This is a genomic window from Halomonas sp. BC04 (assembly GCF_000568385.1).
In genome coordinates, this window is sequence record NZ_AZQX01000005.1 from 1 (window position 1) to 17,488 (window position 17,488).

14 protein-coding genes, 2 pseudogenes and 2 riboswitches are annotated in these 17,488 nt (G+C 63.5%); of the genes and pseudogenes, 9 read left to right on the plus strand and 7 right to left on the minus strand.

Going from position 1 to position 17,488, the window contains the following annotated elements:
* Positions 1 to 141: 141 nt before the first annotated feature.
* A complete protein-coding gene (locus tag Q427_RS00465; protein WP_231613288.1) occupies positions 142 to 561 on the plus strand; it encodes a porin family protein in 420 nt (139 codons plus the stop codon).
* A 78-nt stretch (positions 562 to 639) separates the two neighbouring features.
* Here Q427_RS00465 and Q427_RS00470 read toward each other — a convergent pair whose 3' ends face one another.
* The 6 genes from Q427_RS00470 to Q427_RS00500 form a co-directional block, all read right to left on the minus strand.
* Entirely contained in the window at positions 640 to 1,890 is a 1,251-nt protein-coding gene (locus Q427_RS00470) for a Card1-like endonuclease domain-containing protein (protein WP_043510172.1), read from the minus strand.
* A gap of 169 nt (positions 1,891 to 2,059) precedes the next feature.
* Positions 2,060 to 3,949, minus strand: coding sequence for a phosphomethylpyrimidine synthase ThiC (thiC, locus tag Q427_RS00480; protein ID WP_043510175.1), 1,890 nt, complete (start codon positions 3,947 to 3,949; stop codon positions 2,060 to 2,062).
* A 78-nt stretch (positions 3,950 to 4,027) separates the two neighbouring features.
* Positions 4,028 to 4,137, minus strand: a riboswitch (TPP riboswitch).
* A 201-nt stretch (positions 4,138 to 4,338) separates the two neighbouring features.
* Positions 4,339 to 5,007 (minus strand): thiaminase II, encoded by a 669-nt coding sequence (gene tenA, locus Q427_RS00485; protein ID WP_043510177.1) that lies wholly within the window; start codon positions 5,005 to 5,007, stop codon positions 4,339 to 4,341.
* Between the two features lie 79 nt (positions 5,008 to 5,086).
* Positions 5,087 to 5,221: riboswitch (TPP riboswitch) on the minus strand.
* Between the two features lie 66 nt (positions 5,222 to 5,287).
* Positions 5,288 to 6,217, minus strand: a complete 930-nt coding sequence (locus tag Q427_RS00490) for a lysophospholipid acyltransferase family protein (protein ID WP_043510178.1) — start codon at positions 6,215 to 6,217, stop codon at positions 5,288 to 5,290.
* A 5-nt stretch (positions 6,218 to 6,222) separates the two neighbouring features.
* Complete coding sequence (locus tag Q427_RS00495; protein WP_043510179.1) at positions 6,223 to 6,612, minus strand: DUF4870 family protein; 390 nt, start codon at positions 6,610 to 6,612, stop codon at positions 6,223 to 6,225.
* Between the two features lie 92 nt (positions 6,613 to 6,704).
* Positions 6,705 to 7,097, minus strand: coding sequence for a VOC family protein (locus Q427_RS00500; protein WP_043510182.1), 393 nt, complete (start codon positions 7,095 to 7,097; stop codon positions 6,705 to 6,707).
* Between the two features lie 40 nt (positions 7,098 to 7,137).
* Between Q427_RS00500 and Q427_RS00505 the strand changes: the two genes are divergently transcribed.
* The 8 genes and pseudogenes from Q427_RS00505 (at position 7,138) to Q427_RS00540 (ending at position 16,741) form a co-directional block, all read left to right on the plus strand.
* Positions 7,138 to 7,782 carry a class I SAM-dependent methyltransferase gene (locus Q427_RS00505; RefSeq protein ID WP_043510183.1) on the plus strand — a complete coding sequence of 215 codons (645 nt, stop codon included), beginning with the start codon at positions 7,138 to 7,140 and terminating at the stop codon, positions 7,780 to 7,782.
* 254 nt (positions 7,783 to 8,036) lie between these two features.
* Positions 8,037 to 9,458, plus strand: a complete 1,422-nt coding sequence (locus tag Q427_RS00510) for an MFS transporter (RefSeq protein ID WP_043510185.1) — start codon at positions 8,037 to 8,039, stop codon at positions 9,456 to 9,458.
* A 157-nt stretch (positions 9,459 to 9,615) separates the two neighbouring features.
* Positions 9,616 to 11,422, plus strand: a pseudogene (locus tag Q427_RS00515) (acyl-CoA dehydrogenase).
* Positions 11,423 to 11,551: 129 nt separating this feature from the next.
* Positions 11,552 to 13,183: an acyl-CoA synthetase gene (locus Q427_RS00520; RefSeq protein WP_043510187.1), complete on the plus strand. Its 1,632-nt coding sequence runs from the start codon at positions 11,552 to 11,554 to the stop codon at positions 13,181 to 13,183.
* Positions 13,184 to 13,204: 21 nt separating this feature from the next.
* Positions 13,205 to 14,053, plus strand: a complete 849-nt coding sequence (locus tag Q427_RS00525; protein ID WP_043510190.1) for a 3-hydroxybutyryl-CoA dehydrogenase — start codon at positions 13,205 to 13,207, stop codon at positions 14,051 to 14,053.
* 152 nt (positions 14,054 to 14,205) lie between these two features.
* The gene (gene acuR, locus Q427_RS00530) at positions 14,206 to 14,838 is read left to right on the plus strand and encodes an acrylate utilization transcriptional regulator AcuR (protein WP_043510191.1); all 633 of its coding nucleotides are present in this window, start codon (positions 14,206 to 14,208) and stop codon (positions 14,836 to 14,838) included.
* A gap of 47 nt (positions 14,839 to 14,885) precedes the next feature.
* Positions 14,886 to 15,866, plus strand: coding sequence for an acrylyl-CoA reductase (NADPH) (acuI, locus tag Q427_RS00535; RefSeq protein ID WP_043510192.1), 981 nt, complete (start codon positions 14,886 to 14,888; stop codon positions 15,864 to 15,866).
* A gap of 102 nt (positions 15,867 to 15,968) precedes the next feature.
* Positions 15,969 to 16,741 (plus strand): annotated as a pseudogene (locus Q427_RS00540) (enoyl-CoA hydratase-related protein).
* 100 nt (positions 16,742 to 16,841) lie between these two features.
* Here the strand turns inward: Q427_RS00540 and Q427_RS00545 are convergent.
* A complete protein-coding gene (locus Q427_RS00545; RefSeq protein ID WP_197030433.1) occupies positions 16,842 to 17,471 on the minus strand; it encodes a hypothetical protein in 630 nt (209 codons plus the stop codon).
* Positions 17,472 to 17,488 lie beyond the last annotated feature (17 nt).

The window sequence follows — 17,488 nt, forward strand, 5'->3', positions numbered from 1 at the left end:
GTTCTTGAGCCAAACTAGCTCTGCGTGTAAGGAAACGCTGTTTTTTAATTGGAGGTGCATCATGAAACTGCTAGCCATTCCCGCTGCTCTTTTGATCACCGGCGCTTCGCAACCGCAGCGCAGGCCCAATACCAGACGCCGATGTATCCTGAAGGTTATGTCGGTGGCGATGCCATGTTCTGGGATCTCAACCCCGATGGTGCTTCGTCCTCCAATTCCACGGGTCTGCGTATCAGAGGTGGCGCCCAATTCAATGAATTCTTTGCTGCAGAGGCCCATGTCGGCACCGGCGGTTCCGATGGTGATGTCGAACTGGACTATCTGGTGGGTGCCTACGCCAAGGGTATAGCGCCTATTTCCCAGGAGTTCCGGATTTACGGCCTGGTAGGCATGACCGAAGTGGATTTCGACATGGACCGTGAGAGCGGCTTCTCTTACGGGGCTGGCGCCGAGTTCGACGTGGCACCCAACCTGGCAGTTGGTGCCGATTACATGCGTTACCTGGACAAGTCCGACTATACCTTCGATGCGGCAAGCGTCGGTGTACGCTTCCGCTTCTGAATGGTCGCTATACCCGGTCCAGTATTTCCCAAGCTATTTCTTCGCCCCTGCCGTCTGGCAGGGGTTTTTTCATCTGGCTCATGGCTGTGGCCAGTTGCCGGTCTCCATCCAGTGCCGCAGGTAGCTGGGTAGTCGTTTCAACTCGCCGCATTCAATGACGGCCACCCTGAGCCCCTGACTGTGCTGCAGCTCGGTAAGATGTTGGCGTGCACGGTCGAATTCGCCGCAGGCTAGCAGCAGGCGGGTGCTTGCCAGGCCGGCCGAGTGGTCGAGCATGTCGTGCAGTCGCTTGAGCCCCTGCTCAAGGCAGGCGTCGGGGCCGGGGCGAGTCGTCAGGCACTCGATGAACAGCAACTGGTTGTGGTGCACGGCCAGGCAGTCCGAGACCACGGGTTCGCCGTTGTGATTCCCGCTTAAATCGAGAACATGGGCCCCACAGCAGGCCTGGTGCAGGCCGACTTCCTGGGCGCAGAGCCAGACATATTCGGTAAGCCAGCCACCGCCGAGGTAGAGGGCGCCGGCGAGGGAGGAAAAGCTGACCCGCTGGGGGGCGGCGCTCGACCACTCGAGCATGCCGGCGTCGTTCAACTCGTTCAGCGCGTCGGTGCAGGGGAAGTGCGGTGCGCGACTCAGCAGCTGTTGGCACCGGGATGGGGCGAGGTGCGGGCCTTTGGCTGGATCGGTGGTGACCAGAGCACCCTGCGGACCATGAACCCGCTCATTGAGCTCGCTCAATAGCCAGGCCAGCTTGTCGGCCTGATGGCCCAGATAGTGGGTCAGGGCCCGGTGACGCTCGACGGCACTGCGCCAGGCCGGATTATCGGATAGCGCCTTGATGCGCTTGCGGCCGTTTGCCTGAAGGAAGAGGTCGATGTCGAGCACGGGTTCGATGGCCACGGCCGCAAGCGTTGAGGTGTTCAGTCCCGGCCCCATGCGGTAGAGCGCACCGGCACGGTTGTCGACATAGAGCCAGTCGGCCTTGCAGTGGCTCATGGCCTGCTGAAAGAGCAGGGCGGTGAGTTTGTCGCTGTCGGCCAGGTCATAGGTGACGGTCAGTTCAGGATCGTCTTGCTGTTGTTGAGAGAGCCATCGGGCCAGATGAGTGGCGAAGTCGCCGATACGCTGCGGATCGCGCTCCGGCATTTCGTCCCACCGATGGATCTCGGTGTTGGCGGGCAGTTCGTGCTGCAGCAGTATCTGCAGCCGCTCGGCGGCCTGTTGCTTCAGCCTTCCGGCAACCAGCACGACCCGCTGGGGGCGCAGCTGAAGCAGTGGGATCAGGCAGGCTTCCGGACGCTCTGTCACTAGCGCTACATGCAGGTGGGGCATCATTGTTGTCCTTCTGCACTGGGTCCTTGCACAAGGGGTGGCATAAGCAGGTAGCGGCCACCGTCATGGCTACAGGCTACATCCAGACCTTCTTCGCTGTCGCCATGTGGCACAAAAAAACACGCCGACCAGTGGCCGGCGTGCAGAGGTTGGCTGTTGGCGAGGAAGGTCACACCTCCTTGTAGAGTTCGCCACCCTCCTTGCGGAACTTCTCCGCTTGCTCTTCCATGCCTTTCATCACCGCTTCCTGATCGCCGTTCAGCCCGTGTTCGTTGGCATAGTCGCGGACTTCCTGGCTGATCTTCATGGAGCAGAACTTGGGTCCGCACATGGAGCAGAAGTGGGCCACCTTGGCGGAGTCCTTGGGCAGGGTCTCGTCGTGGTACTCACGGGCGGTATCCGGGTCGAGGCCGAGGTTGAACTGGTCCTCCCAGCGGAATTCGAAGCGCGCCTTGGACAGCGCATTGTCGCGCCGCTGGGCGGCGGGGTGCCCCTTGGCCAGGTCGGCGGCGTGGGCGGCGATCTTGTAGGTGATGATGCCGGTCTTGACGTCGTCCTTGTTGGGCAGGCCCAGGTGCTCCTTGGGCGTGACGTAGCAGAGCATGGCGCAGCCGTACCAGCCGATCATCGCCGCACCGATGCCGGAGGTGATGTGATCGTAGCCGGGAGCGATGTCGGTGACCAGCGGGCCGAGCGTATAGAAAGGCGCCTCGTCGCAGTACTCCAACTGCTTCTCCATGTTCTCCTTGACCAGGTGCATGGGCACGTGGCCGGGGCCTTCGATCATCACCTGGACATCATGCTTCCAGGCAATATGGGTCAGCTCGCCGAGGGTCCTGAGCTCGGCCATCTGAGCCTCGTCGTTGGCGTCGGCCACCGAGCCGGGCCGCAGGCCGTCACCCAGGGAGAAGGCGACATCATACTGCTTGCAGATCTCGCAGATCTCCTCGAAGTGGGTATAGAGGAAGCTCTCCCGGTGATGGAACAGGCACCACTTGGCCATGATCGAGCCGCCCCGGGAGACGATGCCGGTGACGCGCTTGGCGGTGAGCGGCACGTAGCGCAGTAGCACCCCGGCGTGGATGGTGAAGTAGTCCACCCCCTGTTCGGCCTGCTCGATCAGGGTGTCGCGAAACACCTCCCAGGTGAGGTCCTCGGCCACGCCGTTGACCTTCTCCAGCGCCTGGTAGATCGGCACGGTGCCGATGGGCACCGGAGCGTTGCGGATGATCCACTCTCGGGTCTCGTGGATGTTCTGGCCGGTGGAGAGGTCCATGATGGTATCCGAGCCCCAGCGGATCCCCCAGGTCATCTTGTCGACCTCCTCCTCGATGGAGGAGGTCACCGCCGAGTTGCCCAGGTTGCCGTTGATCTTGACCAGGAAGTTGCGGCCGATGATCATCGGCTCGGACTCGGGGTGGTTGATATTGCAGGGGATGATCGCCCGGCCCGCTGCCACTTCGGCGCGGACGAACTCCGGGGTGATCTCCTCCGGCAGTCGGGCACCGAAACCCTCGCCCGGGTGCTGGTGACCCAGAATCCGCTCGACCTCGGCTGTACCCAGTGCCTGGCGGCGCTGATTTTCCCGAATGGCGATGAATTCCATCTCCGGGGTGATGATTCCCTGGCGGGCGAAGTGCAGCTGGGTGACGTTCTTGCCGGCCTTGGCCCGTCGTGGCGTGCGTTTCAGGTCGAAGCGCAGCTTGGCCAGCATGGGGTCGTTGGCGCGGCGCTTGCCGTACTCGGAGGTGGGGCCGTCGAGGAACTCGGTGTCGCCGCGCTCCTCGATCCAGGCGCGGCGCAGCTCCGGCAGGCCGCGGCGCAGGTCGACGCTGATCTCGGGGTCGGTATAGGGGCCGGAAGTGTCGTAGACCAGCAGCGGCGGATTCTGCTCGTCCTCACCGGAGGTCCTGGTCGGCGACAGCGAGATCTCGCGGAAGGGGACGCGGATATCGGGCCGCGAACCTTCGATATGGACCTTGCGCGAGCCGGGCAGCGGCTGGATGGCGGCCTGGTCGACCATGGCGGTCTCGGCGAGGAAGTGCTGGGTCTTGCTCATATGGTGTTCTCCCTTGGGGTTGTCAGGGTCTTGTCAGGGAGGACAGCTGGGAGGACAGGGGCAGAGCGGCCGGGGCCTCTCTGCGTGTCGCTTGATCCCTACGCTGGTCCTAGCCAGTTCAGGTTCAACGGGATCCATGCTTGTGCACATGATCTCAGCCGTCGGTAACGGCACCCCGTCAAGCGTGGTGGTGCTCGCCGTCATAGGCGGGCAGGGTTGTTGCTGCCTTGAGTCCGGGGCTGATCCGGCGGCAGGCCTGCGAGGAGGCGCTGTGAATACCTCCCTGTACGCTACCTACGCCATCCATGGCGTAGGACCTCCTCTTCGGCCTGCCCCCGGCGCCCCTCACCCTGTGGCAGCAGCAACGGGTCTACTACAAGGCAGTGGGGTCAATCGCTGCCATCCAGCCCCATCTGCCAGAAGTCAATCTCGAGCCGCGTCGCGTCGCGGAAGGTCCGCGTCAGCTCCTCGAAGCGTGCCGGCGTGACGTCGACCAGGCGCGCATTGAGCCAGTCGAGCTCGGCACGCATGGCGCCCTGGAACTCCTCGCCCTCGTACATGGCGATCCAGGCGTCGTAGGGGTTGGCGTCGCCGCGCAGGGTCTCCGGCTGGGCATTGAGCCAGTTGGCGATCTCGCCATAGCCGATGAGGCAGGGGGCGAGCGCCACGTGGAGATCGAGCAGGTCGCCGCGGTTGCCGGTGTCGAGCACGTAGCGGGTATAGGCGAGGGTGGCGCGGGCTTCGGGGAGCTCGGCCAGCTGCTGCTCACTGATGCCCCACTCCCGGCAGTAGCCGACGTGCAGCTCGAGCTCGACGTCGACGATCGCCTTCAAGCCTTCATACGCCTGGCGCAGGTCGGCCAGGGTCGGGCTCTTGTAGGCGGCCAGCGCATAGGCACGAGCAAAGTGGATCAGAAACAGGTAGTCCTGCTTGAGGTAGTGGCGGAAGGCCTCATCGGCGAGGCGGCCCTGGCCCAACTGACGAACGAAGTCGTGCTCGATATAGGCGCGCCAGTCGTCGTGGCATGCGGCGGTAAGGTCGGTGAAGCGATAGCCCATCTTTCCTCCGGTATCAGCTCGGATCCGGAGCGGGCGGGGGGAAAAGAGGTGGCCGGGTCAGGTGGCGGCAGATGCCGCGTCAGGGCCACCGCTTGATCCCTACGCCGGTACGAGCCGGATCAGGTTCTACGGGCCCCGCCGTGATGACGGTCGCACTGCCGTGCGTGTCATATGGCGATCTCAGCCGGTTCCACCGGCACCCCGTCAAGCGTTGCAGGCAGTCTAGCAGGATGGTGGCGGCTTGCCAGCCATCGGGAAGACAAAGTTATGGAAATTGATTCTAGTAAAGTCGAAACGAGCCATGATCCGGATGACCTTCCTGCTGCTGGATCACCTTGCGGTAGCGCTTGTACTCCCACTGGTACTGGGCCGGGTCCAGCGCAATGGCATCTTCGACACAGGCATTGACGCCCGTGGCCGAGGTAGTCTCGTCGGTTTCGTAGACACGTTCGTCGGCGGCAAGGAAGTGAATGGCGAAGCCGCGACCCGGCAGGCGCCTTGCCACCCCGGTGACGACGCGGGCGTCGGTCCGGGCCACCAGCTTGGGCAGAAGGGTGGCGGTATAGGCCAGGCGGCCGTAGAAGGGGGCGAAGACGCCGCTACCCCAGTTGGGCTCCTGGTCGGGCAGTATGCCGATGGCTTCACCGCGCTTCAGGGCCTTTAGCAATGCCGCCACGCCGCGGGGGTTGGTGGGCACCAGTGATGCCCCCATGCGCTCACGGCCCTCACGTGTCACCGGGTCGAGTTCGTCGATCTTGGGCGGCTCATACATGGCGGTGAAGGGGAAGTGACCGGAGAGCCAGAAGTTGAGCACCTCCCAGTTGCCGAAGTGCGGCGCCAGTACGATGACGCCTCGCCCCTGGGCGCGGGCCTCGTCGAGCAGTTCCCGGCCATGGACTTCGACGATGGAAGCCTCGACCCGCCCGGGGTCGGCCATCCAGGCGAAGCCCAGCTCCAGCATGGTGGCGGTGGAGTGGGTCAGGCTTTCGCGGGCCAGGCCACGACGCGCTGTCGCGCTCTGCTCGGGATAGACCTGGGCGAGATTGATTTCGGTGACGTCGCGCTCGCGTCGGCTCAGGCGATACACCAGCGGGCCGACCAGGCGGGAAAGGCGCCACAGGCTGGTGAGGCGACGGCCGGCGAGGGTGCGCCACAGCGTGGTGGCAAGGCGCGCCTGAACGGCGTGTGAACGAGACCGTGTTGCACTCATGGGCGTCAGAACAGCCAGGTGTCCACGTTATCGGGAGCGCGCTTCTCCTGCAGGCTCTTGAGCCCTTTCACGCAGCGAATCACCAGCCAGACCACTGTCAGTAGCCAGGTGACGAAGCCGATCATGATCAGCGTCAGCAGGCCGGAGATAGCAAAATAGAGCATCGCCATCCAGAAAGTACGGATATGGTAGCGGTAATGCTCGTCGAGCCAGTGGGGACCCTTGCCGCGGTAGACATAAGCCATTATCACACCGATCACCTGTGTCAGCCCGCCGCTGATGATGCCGGCAAGTAACAGCGCATAGATGACGATGGGTATGGTGGTGTCGGGAGACCCCGGATCGTTCACGCTCCGGCGATCATGGTTATCATCAGGATGCAGGTTATCGGTCATGTCACGTCCAGCAGGTGAATGGCGAGATGTGTTGCTGATTTGGCCAGTCACACCAATGATACCGGCCAGATGGGACAATGCCAGTGGCGCGACTATTCGCTGGCTGTCTTCAGCGGACGGCTGATCTCCAGCAGGTTGCCGTCCGGGTCGCGCAGGTAGAGCGATTCGATGGGGCCGGTGGCGCCCTGACGGTCGACCGGGCCGAGCTCCACCTCGACATCGAGCGCTTCCAGGTGCCGTTGCACTTCGTCCAGCGGCAACAGGCTGCGCAGGCACAGGTCGAGACTCCCGGGAGTGGGGGTGGCAGCACGGGGCTCGATGTCGGTGGCGGTCCAGTGCAGTCGCAGGGCGACGTCGCCGAGCAGCAGGTCGACGCGTTCACGGTCGCGGTAGCGCACTTCCAGCCCCAGCACCCGGGAATAGAAGTCCACGGCGCGGGAAATATCGGTCACGGTGATGACCAGGTGGTCGAGACCTGACAGCATTCACATCTCCTTGAAAGATTGTACTGGCACAGAGGATACGATGATGCAGACTTGCCCGCTATGCGGATCTCGCGATACGCACCACTATCATTGCGATGTCCGACGCGACTATTCCCGTTGTGAACACTGCAAACTGGTCTTCGTGCCTCCCGCCCAGCGTCTGGCTCCCGCTGCGGAGAAAGCGGTCTACGACCAGCACGAGAACAGCCCCGACGACAGCGGTTATCGGCAGTTCCTGTCACGGCTATATACGCCACTGCTTGCCCGGTTGACTCCGGGTGCGCAAGGGCTCGACTTCGGCGCAGGCCCCGGCCCCACGCTTTCGCTCATGTTCGAGGAGGCGGGGCACCCCATGGCGATCTACGATCCCTTCTATGCCGCTGACAGGGTGGTGCTCGAGCGCCAGTACGACTTCATCACGGCCACTGAAGTGGCGGAGCATCTCTTCGAACCGGGGCGTGAACTCGAACGACTGGCGGGCATGTTGCGGCCCGCTGGCTGGCTGGGCCTGATGACCAAGCGGGTGACAACCTGGGAAGCCTTTACCCGTTGGCACTATATTCTCGATCCCACCCATGTGGTTTTCTTCAGCGACACCACCTTCGAGTGGCTGGCCTCTCATCTCGATATGCGCCTTGAACTGCCTGCCGCCGATGTGGCCCTGTTGCAGCGCAAGCCAGGGTAAAACAACGCCGGAAATCAACGTTCGATGGGGGTTGTGGTCGCTTTTCGATAAGCCGCCGTTATAGAGTCCTGAAGGCACCATTCCGGCGTTGACTTATGGTGCCGGCGGCGTATGATTTTCGCCGCGTCATCCCGTCTCAAATGTTTCTGCATAGTAGCAAGTCTTGCCTGGCGGGCATTCTCGGCAGGTCCTGCCACACTGTTTCCCTATCGCACCGTTTTACCGATTCTTCTACTGCTGTCGAGAGGCCTTTCATGTCGCGGCAACTGCTGGCCATGGCCCTGGCGCCCCTGCTGGGACTTTTCATTCTGGGGATCGGCAACGGCTTCCTGGCTACGCTGATTACCCTGCGCCTGGACGCCGCGGGCGAGTCGCCGGTGGTAATCGGCTGGGTTTCGTCGGCCTACTTTATCGGCCTGGCGCTGGGTGCCATGTTCAACGACCGGTTGCTGTTGCGCATCGGCCATATCCGCGCCTACGGCAGTTTCGCCTCGCTGGTTGCCGTCACCGTGCTGCTGCAGGGCCTATGGCTCGACCCGATCTCCTGGTTCGTGCTGCGCCTGATCGGCGGCTGGGCCACCGTCGGGGTCTACCTGGTCATCGAGAGCTGGTTGCTTACCTCCGGAGACCAGAAGGTTCGCGGTCGACTGCTGGCGCTCTACATGATCTCGCTATATGCCGCCGGTGTCCTCGGCCAGCTGCTGCTGGGCGTGACCGACGCCATGGGCGTCACCGCACCGTTCATGGTGATCGGTATGCTGGCATCGCTGTCGGTGCTGCCCATGGCCATGATTCCACGGGTGTCGCCACTGATCGAACATGCCGAACCGCTCTCGCCGATGCGACTCATCACGTTGACGCCAACCGGAGTGATGGGCAGCTTCGGCTCGGGGCTGGCGGTGGCTGCCGTCTATTCACTGCTGCCGCTCTACCTCCAGCGCGTTGGCCTGACAGTGAACCAGATCGGCCAGATGATGGCAGTGGTGATTCTGGGGGCGATGTTGCTGCAGTACCCCATCGGCCGCTGGTCCGACCGGCATGATCGCCAGATGGTGCTGATCCTGATCTGCACCTTCTGTACGCTCATATCGGCGGGCATGCTGCTGTTGCCATTGAATACCTGGGTGCTGGCGGGCCTGCTTTTCCTGTTGGGCGGTGGCGTATTCGCCCTCTATCCGGTTGCGGTAGGACACGCCGCGGACCGTGCCCCGGCCGGCGCGCTGGTGCGCATGAGCCAGGGCCTGCTGCTGATCAATGCCATCGGCTCCACCGTGAGCCCCCCGCTGATTTCGCCGATCATGGCAGCGGTGGGCGACGCGGGGCTGTTCTGGGCGTTCGGCACCATGAGCATCGGCATGGTGGCCTTCTTCGGCTGGCGGCGCAGCGTGCGCCCGGCGCCGCTGCCGGTGGCACCCTTCGCACCCTCTACGCCCATGTCGTCGGCTGGTGCCGAGCTGGCGGTGACCGAAGAGCTGATGCAGGGCGCCACCGAGCACGAGTACATGGAGGACCTGTCCGAGGCGGTGCCGGACGTGGAGACGGCCGAGCCGCTGGTGGGCCCGCCGCCCCCCGATGAGCCGCATATCGCCTACTACGAGGACGAGGAGTCGCCCAACGGGGCCGATCTCGACCAGGCGCGGTCGGCTGAAGAGGCAGCAGGCTCCTACCGCGGCTGAAGCGGTCACTGTTTTGCCCCACCACTTTTCTGCGCCCGGTACCTTCCCGTATCGGGCGCAGTGCTTTTGTCTGGTGAACGGCATGCGACATAGGGATAATGGTTAATGAAAAGTAGTGAAACTACTATTCTTGCTATCATTTTCCCGAGGTATTTTCATGTTTCCCTATACTGCCCCCGTCCGTGACCTTCGTTTCGTGCTCGAGGAACTGCTTGAGCATCGTTCGCTGGCCCTGCCCGGCTTCGAGGAAGCCAGCCCGGATCTGGTCGAAGCCGTGCTGGAGGAGGCCGCCAGACTGGCGGGTGAGGTGTGGGGGCCGCTGAATGCCAGTGGCGACCGGCAGGGCTGCTCCCGTCGCGAGGATGGCGGCGTGACCCTGCCCGACGGCTTCATCGAGGCCTATCAGGCCTATGTCGACGGCGGCTGGAACGGGATCGGCGTCTCCGAGGCGCTCGGTGGTCAGGGTCTGCCAGAGGTGGTAGCCAGCAGCGTGCAGGAGATGCTTCACGGTGCCAACATGGCGCTGGGTCTTTGCCCGATGCTCACCGCTGGCGCCATCGAGGCGCTGGCGCATCACGGCAGTGACGCACTCAAGGAGACCTACCTGCCAGGTTGGTCGAAGGCAGCTGGACCGGTACCATGAACCTCACCGAGCCCCAGGCCGGCTCGGATCTATCCAAGGTACGCACCCGGGCTGTTCCATGCCCTGATGAAGAGGGGGATCATTACCGCCTGTTCGGCCAGAAGATCTTCATTACCTGGGGCGAGCATGACGCCGCCGAGAACATCGTTCATCTGGTATTGGCTCGTACTCCGGATGCCCCGGAGGGCAATAAGGGAATTTCGCTGTTCCTGGTGCCGAAGTACTTGGTAACTGAGCCCCTGGTCAATGCTGACGGCTCGCTGGGTGAGCGCAACGACGTCACCTGTGCCTCCATCGAGCACAAGCTCGGCATTCATGGCTCGCCCACCTGCACCCTGAGTTTCGGCGAGGGCGACGGTGCCATCGGCTACCTGGTGGGCGAGGAGGGGCGTGGCCTCAACCACATGTTCACCATGATGAACGAGGCGCGTCACAAGGTCGGCATCCAGGGCATCGGCGTGGCCGAGCGGGCCTGCCAGCACGCCTTTGCCTACGCCCTGGACCGCGTGCAGGGCAAGGCGCGGGGCGCCGAGACCACCATCAGCGAGCATCTGGACGTGCGGCGCATGCTGCTTTCCATGCGTGCTCGCACCGATGCCCTGCGAGCTCTGGCACTCTATTGTGCCGCCGAACTCGACGTGGCCCGTCACGGCGCAGGCGAGTCCGAGCGCAAGGCGGCCCAGGCCCGGGTCGACGTCCTGATTCCCGTGGTCAAGAGCTTCTCCACCGACCAGGCCGTGGATATCGCTTCCATGGGCGTGCAGGTTCATGGCGGCATGGGCTTCATCGAGGAGACCGGCGCCGCCCAACTGCTGCGTGATGCCCGCATCGCACCCATCTACGAGGGCACCAACGGCATCCAGGCCCTCGACCTGGCCGGCCGCAAGTTGCAGCGCGACGGTGGCGCGGCACTCAACGATCTGCTCGACCGTGTCGAAGCTACCGCCGAGGCGCTGCGCGGCCATGGCGAACTGGTCGCCCTGGGAGAGAGTCTTGCCGCCGGGGCCGCCGACCTGCGTGCCGCCATGGCCATCGTGCTGGAGCAGGGCAGCGATCCCGAGAACGGAGCGGATGCCATCCAGCCTATGCCACCCCCTTCCTCAACCTGGCCGGCCATGTGCTGTGTGCCTGGCAGATGGGGCTCTCCGCCCTCAAGGCCAGCGCTGCCCAGGCCGGGGGCAGCAGCGAGCCGTTCTACCGGGCCAAGCTGGTCGCCGCGGACTTCGCGCTGCGCCAGTGGCTGCCGGTAGGGCGTGCGAACCGCAGCGTGATCGAAGCCGGCATGGCCAGTCTGGCTGGTTTCGATGCCACGGCCATCTGATCCCACCGCCGGTACTGGGCGCTAGAGCCAAGCCGGCGGCATTTGTGTTCTCCTGTCATGGGACAGCGACAGCGCAGCACCATAATGACCGCACAGCACCATAATAATGACGCCAGAATGGAGCCCACCATGAACAACAGCATCTTCGAACAGGGCCTGCCCAAGACGCAGGCCAACCATGTACCGCTGTCGCCGCTCACCTTCATCGAGCGCAGCGCCTCCATCTACCCGGACTACCCGGCGGTGGTGCATGGCGATATCCGCCGCAGCTGGGCCGAGACCTGGTCGCGCTGCCGCCGGCTCGCCTCGGCGCTGGAAAGGCGCGGCATCAAGCCGGGCGAGACGGTGGCCGCCATGCTGCCCAACGTGCCGGCCATGTTCGAGGCGCACTTCGGTGTGCCGCTGGCCGGCTGTGTACTCAACACGCTCAACATTCGACTCGATGCCGAAGCCATCGCCTACATGCTCGAGCATGGCGAGGCCCAGGTGGTACTGGTGGACCCGGAGTTTGCCGACGTCGTCGAGGAGGCCGTCTCGCAGCTGGCCATCAAGCCGCTGGTGATCGACGTGGACGATGTGCTGTTCGAGGGAGACGCCCGCCATATCGGTGAGCTGGAGTACGAGGCGCTGCTGGCCGAGGGCGACCCGGACTACGCCTACCGGTTGCCCGAGGACGAGTGGCAGGCAATCTCGCTCAATTACACTTCCGGCACCACCGGCAAGCCCAAGGGGGTGGTCTACCATCACCGCGGCGCCTACCTCAATGCGGTGAGCAATATCCTGGAATGGGCCATGCCGCACCATCCGATCTATCTCTGGACGCTGCCGATGTTCCACTGCAACGGCTGGTGTTTCCCCTGGACCATTGCCGCCAATGCCGGGACCAGCGTCTGCCTGCGCCGGGTCGATCCCAGGAAGATCATGGCCCTGATCGTCGATGAGAGGGTGACCCACTTCAGCGGGGCGCCCATCGTGCTCAACGGCCTGGTCAATCTGCCCGACGAGGACAAGCGCGACTTCGACCATCCGGTGAAGGTGACCACCGCCGGTGCCGCGCCACCCGCCTCGGTCATCTCCGGAGTGGAGAAGATGGGCATCGAGGTGACCCACGTCTACGGACTCACCGAGGTCTACGGCCCGGTGACCGTTTGTGCCTGGCGCGAGGCCTGGGATGAGCTGCCCGTGGAGGAGCGAGCGAAGATCAAGTCGCGCCAGGGTGTGCGCTACCACATGCTCGAAGCGCTCTGTGTTGCCGACCCCAATACCCTGGAACCCGTACCCAAGGATGGCGAGACCGTTGGCGAGATCCTGATGCGCGGCAACAACGTGATGAAGGGCTATCTCAAGAACGAGGCGGCCACCGAGCAGGCGCTGGAGGGCGGCTGGTACCACACCGGTGACCTGGCGGTATGGCATGCGGATGGCTACATCGAGATCAAGGACCGCTCCAAGGACATCATCATTTCCGGCGGCGAGAACATCTCCACCATCGAAGTGGAGAACGCCATCTATGCGCACCCGGCCGTGGAAGAGGCCGCGGTAGTGGCCAAGCCCGACGAAAAGTGGGGCGAGACCCCTTGCGCCTTCGTCAAGCTGAAGGTGGGTTACGGTGAGGTCACCGAGGCGGACATCATCGCGCACTGCCGCGAGCACCTGGCTCGCTTCAAGGTGCCCAAGACGGTGATCTTCAGCGAACTCCCCAAGACCTCCACCGGCAAGATCCAGAAATTCGTGCTGCGTGAAGAAGCGCGCAAGTCATAACGCCTCACAGGAGAAAAGCAGATGAGCTCACAGCAGATAGGTGTGGTCGGCGCCGGAACCATGGGCCAGGGGATTGCTCAGGTTCTGACGATAGGCGGCTTCTCGGTCCAGCTCTATGACGTGGCCGACGAACAGCTCACCCGGGCCCAGGCGGGTATCGAAAAGGGGCTGGGCAAGCTGGTGGCCAAGGAGAAGCTCTCCGAGGCCGACAAGGCGTCGGCCTTGGAGCGGGTTGCAGTCACCACGGCACTGGACGCCCTGCGTGACTGCGCGGTGATCATCGAGGCGGCACCGGAGCAGCCGGCGCTGAAGGAGAAGCTCTTCCGCGATCTCAGCCGGCTGACCCATGAGGCAATCCTGGCCTCCAACACGTCTTCGTTGTCGCTGACCCGGCTTGCCGCCGTGTGCGAACGGCCCGAGCGAGTGGTGGGCATGCACTTCTTCAATCCGGTGCCGGTGCTCAAGCTGGTCGAGGTGATTCGCGCCGAGCAGACCAGTGACGCCACCGTGGCCCGTATCGAGGCGTTGGCCAAGGAACTGGACAAGACGCCGGTTGCCATTGCCGACTCCCCCGGGTTCGCCGTCAACCGGCTGCTGGTGCCGATGATTAACGAGGCGGCCTTCCTGCTCCAGGAGGGAGCCGCCACGGCGGAGGATATCGACCAGTCGATGAAGCTCGGTGCCGCTCACCCCATGGGGCCGTTGGCGCTGGGGGACCTGATCGGCCTGGACGTCTGCCTGGCCATCATGGAGGTGCTGCAGGAGGGCTTCGGCGATCCCAAGTATCGCCCCTGCCCGCTGCTCAGGCGCATGGTCGCGGCCGGCTATCTGGGTCGCAAGAGCGGACGCGGCTTCCACGTTTACGAATAGCAGGTCGACGAAGCCAGGTCCGGTCGTCCTTCGGCGATGGCTGGGCCGATATCGGCGCAATGGCGCGGTAATGCTGTGATACGAGCCGGGGGGCGACATGTCCCCCGGCTTGTTCTTGCTATTTTATAGACGGTCGGTCTATATTGTGTCGCATGACCCATTCAGCAGCCAAGCCCCGCCGCGGGCGTCCCCCCAAGTCGCCTCGGGCCGATCAGGACACGCGCGCCGCGCTGATTCGAAGCGGCACCGAGGTGCTGACCGAGCAGGGGTTCACGGCGTCCGGGATCGACGGCATTCTCAAGCGAGTCGGCGTCCCCAAGGGGTCCTTCTACTACTACTTCTCCAGCAAGGACGCCTTCGGCCTCGCCATCCTGGAGCATTACGGGGTCTATTTCGCCAACAAGCTGGATCGCCACCTGTTGAACACGCAGCTACCGCCGCTTCGTCGAATCGATGCCTTCGTGGCCGATGCCAAGACCGGGATGGCGCGTCATGATTTTCGGCGGGGATGTCTGGTGGGGAACCTGGGGCAGGAGGTCGGCAGCTTGCCGGATGCGTATCGACACCGGCTGCAGGAGACGCTGGATGATTGGCAGCGGCGCCTGGCGGGTTGCCTGGAAGAGGCGCAAACGGCGGGTGAGCTTTCCCGGGACGCCGATTGCAGTCTGCTTGCCGAAGCTTTCTGGATCGGCTGGGAGGGCGCCGTGATGCGTTCCCGGCTGGCACGCAGCGTGCGGCCCATGGAAGTGTTTCTCGAGTGCTATCTTCAAGGGCTGCCTCGCTGATTTTTCATGCCATTAACTAGACGATCGGTCTAAAAGTGAGGTGAATGATGTTCAAGGCAATCTTGATCGAGAAGCAGGATAAGGGCCAGCAAGTCGCCATCCAGACGCTGGACGATTCGCAACTTCCCGAAGGTGACGTCACCGTGCGGGTTGAATGCAGCACGCTGAACTACAAGGATGCCCTCGCCATTACCGGCAAGGGACCGGTGGTCAGGCAGTTTCCCATGGTGCCGGGGATAGACCTGGCAGGAACAGTGGAAGAGTCTTCATCTGCTGAATTCAAGGCTGGTGACAGCGTTCTGCTCAATGGGTGGGGCGTGGGTGAAGCGCACTGGGGCGGCCTGGCTGAAAAGGCACGCCTCAAGAGCGATTGGCTGATTCCCCTGCCAGCGGCGTTCAGCGCTCGCCAAGCCATGGCCATCGGCACTGCCGGCTACACGGCGATGCTTGCCGTCATGGCGCTGGAGCGTCAGGGCGTCGTGCCGGACCGGGGAGACGTACTGGTGACCGGTGCCAATGGTGGCGTTGGAAGCTATGCCATCGCGCTGCTTGCGCGACTGGGATATCGGGTCATTGCCGCCACCGGGCGGCCGCAGGAATCGGCGTATCTGCGTGAGCTGGGGGCACAGGAGATCCTGCATCGCAGCGAACTGTCGGAGCCAGGTCGGCCCCTGGGCAAGGAGCGCTGGGCGGGCGCCATTGACTCGGTGGGTAGCCACACGCTGGCCAATGTCCTGGCCTCCACGCAGTACGGTGGCACGGTGGCAGCCTGTGGCCTGGCCCAGGGGATGGACCTTCCCGCCACCGTCGCGCCGTTCATTCTGCGAGGCGTGACGCTTGCCGGTATCGACAGTGTCATGAAACCTCGCGTGGAGCGAATCGAGGCATGGCGTCGCCTGGGTGAGCTGCTCGATCCCGCTCAACTCGATGCCATCACCCAGACCGTAGGCCTCGATGAGGCCATCGACAAGGCAGGGGAGCTTTTGAAGGGCCAGGTGCGGGGAAGAGTCGTCGTCAGCATGCAGTAGTTCACTCGTCTCCGACAAAATGAGGGATTGCCGACCAACCAAGCGTTCGCTAGGGTTGGTCGGTAGCCACTCCACAAGAACGCGACTCATCAGGAGCCCCACATGAGCGAAAAGCTGATCGATTTGGCGGAGAACGCCGGCATCGTGCGCCTGACCATCAACCGCCCCAAGGCGTTGAATGCCCTCAACAGCGCCTTGCTGACTGAACTGGAAGCGGTGCTGACGGAGCTCGAGAAGCGCGATGACCTTCGCGGCGTGTTGATCACCGGGTCCGGTGAAAAGTCCTTTGTCGCCGGTGCCGATATTACCGAGATGCGGGACAAGACACCGGAACAGGCTCGGGCCTTCGCCAGCCAGGCGCTGCGTACCATCAAGCGACTCGAGCTGTTGCCGGTGCCGGTGGTCGCCTGGTGAACGGGTTTTGTCTTGGCGGCGGCTGCGAACTGGCACTGGCCTGCGACTGGGCAGTAGCCAGCGACAATGCCATTTTCGGCCAGCCCGAGGTGTTGCTCGGCGTGATTCCGGGTTTCGGTGGAACCCAGCGCTTGCCGCGCCGGGTCGGCCCGGCCATGGCGCTGGATCTCGTCACCACTGGTCGCAAGATCGATGCCCAGGAAGCGTTGCGCATCGGCCTGGTCAATCGTGTGATGCCCCAGGCGGAACTCGAAGCCTATGCCGAGGAGCTGGCCAAGCAGCTGTCCGGTAACGGCCCTCAGGCGGTGCGCGGTGCCAAGCAGGCGGTTCACGATGGCATGGATCAGGATCTGGACAGCGCCCTGGCCCTGGAAACGGCCCTGTTTGCCTGTTGCTTCGCCGGTGAGGAGCAGAGCGAAGGCATGAGTGCCTTCGTCGAGAAGCGCAAACCGAACTTCTAAGGCGCTGAAATACGAAGAGGCGGCAGTGGCGAATTCCCCACTACCGCCTTTTTTCGTTCTCCGGTGTCACTGCCAACTGGCACTGTGGGAGTCTATCGGTTCACTTTGCGTGATAGGCGCAGCTCACCAAGGGATTGAAGGGCTCGAGATGGGTGGCGGCATTGTCACGAAACCACACATGCTGGTCGTAGTGGGGTGCGAAGCCGTGAGCCTCGTCGATCTCGGTATCAGGGTCGTTGGCCATGTAGTCCCAGGTGCGGCCAGCGAAGGTGGGGGGCTCGGTATTGCCTGCCGCCTCCCAGGCCTTCTGGAACACCAGGTTCTCGACTCCCACCAGCACCAGTGAACCGTCCTGCAGCGGCTCGTAGAGCAGGATGGCGGGATTGAGAAAGTCGGTATGGGTTCCGGTGCCGTCGATTCGCGGCTCGGTCGCCGTGATGCCCAGCAGGTCGGGGCGGATGTAGTGGATGCCCATATCACCGAGTTCGGCGGGCAGCCCTTCTTCAGCCGCGCTGACGCATTGGCCGGAGGGGTCCGGGATATAGCCCTCTGCCAGTGCTACGTTCACGTCCTCGAATCTCTGATTGGCAATTCGAATCGACTCGACCAGTGCGGCGACATCTTCACCTACCGGAGTGTCAGATGAATGTGCCAGGGCGAGGCTGGAAACCAGGTTGCCAGTGATTAGCAGGCCCGCCAATGTGGCGCTCAATGTGTTTGTTGTTTTCATGGTTTTATCCCCATGCA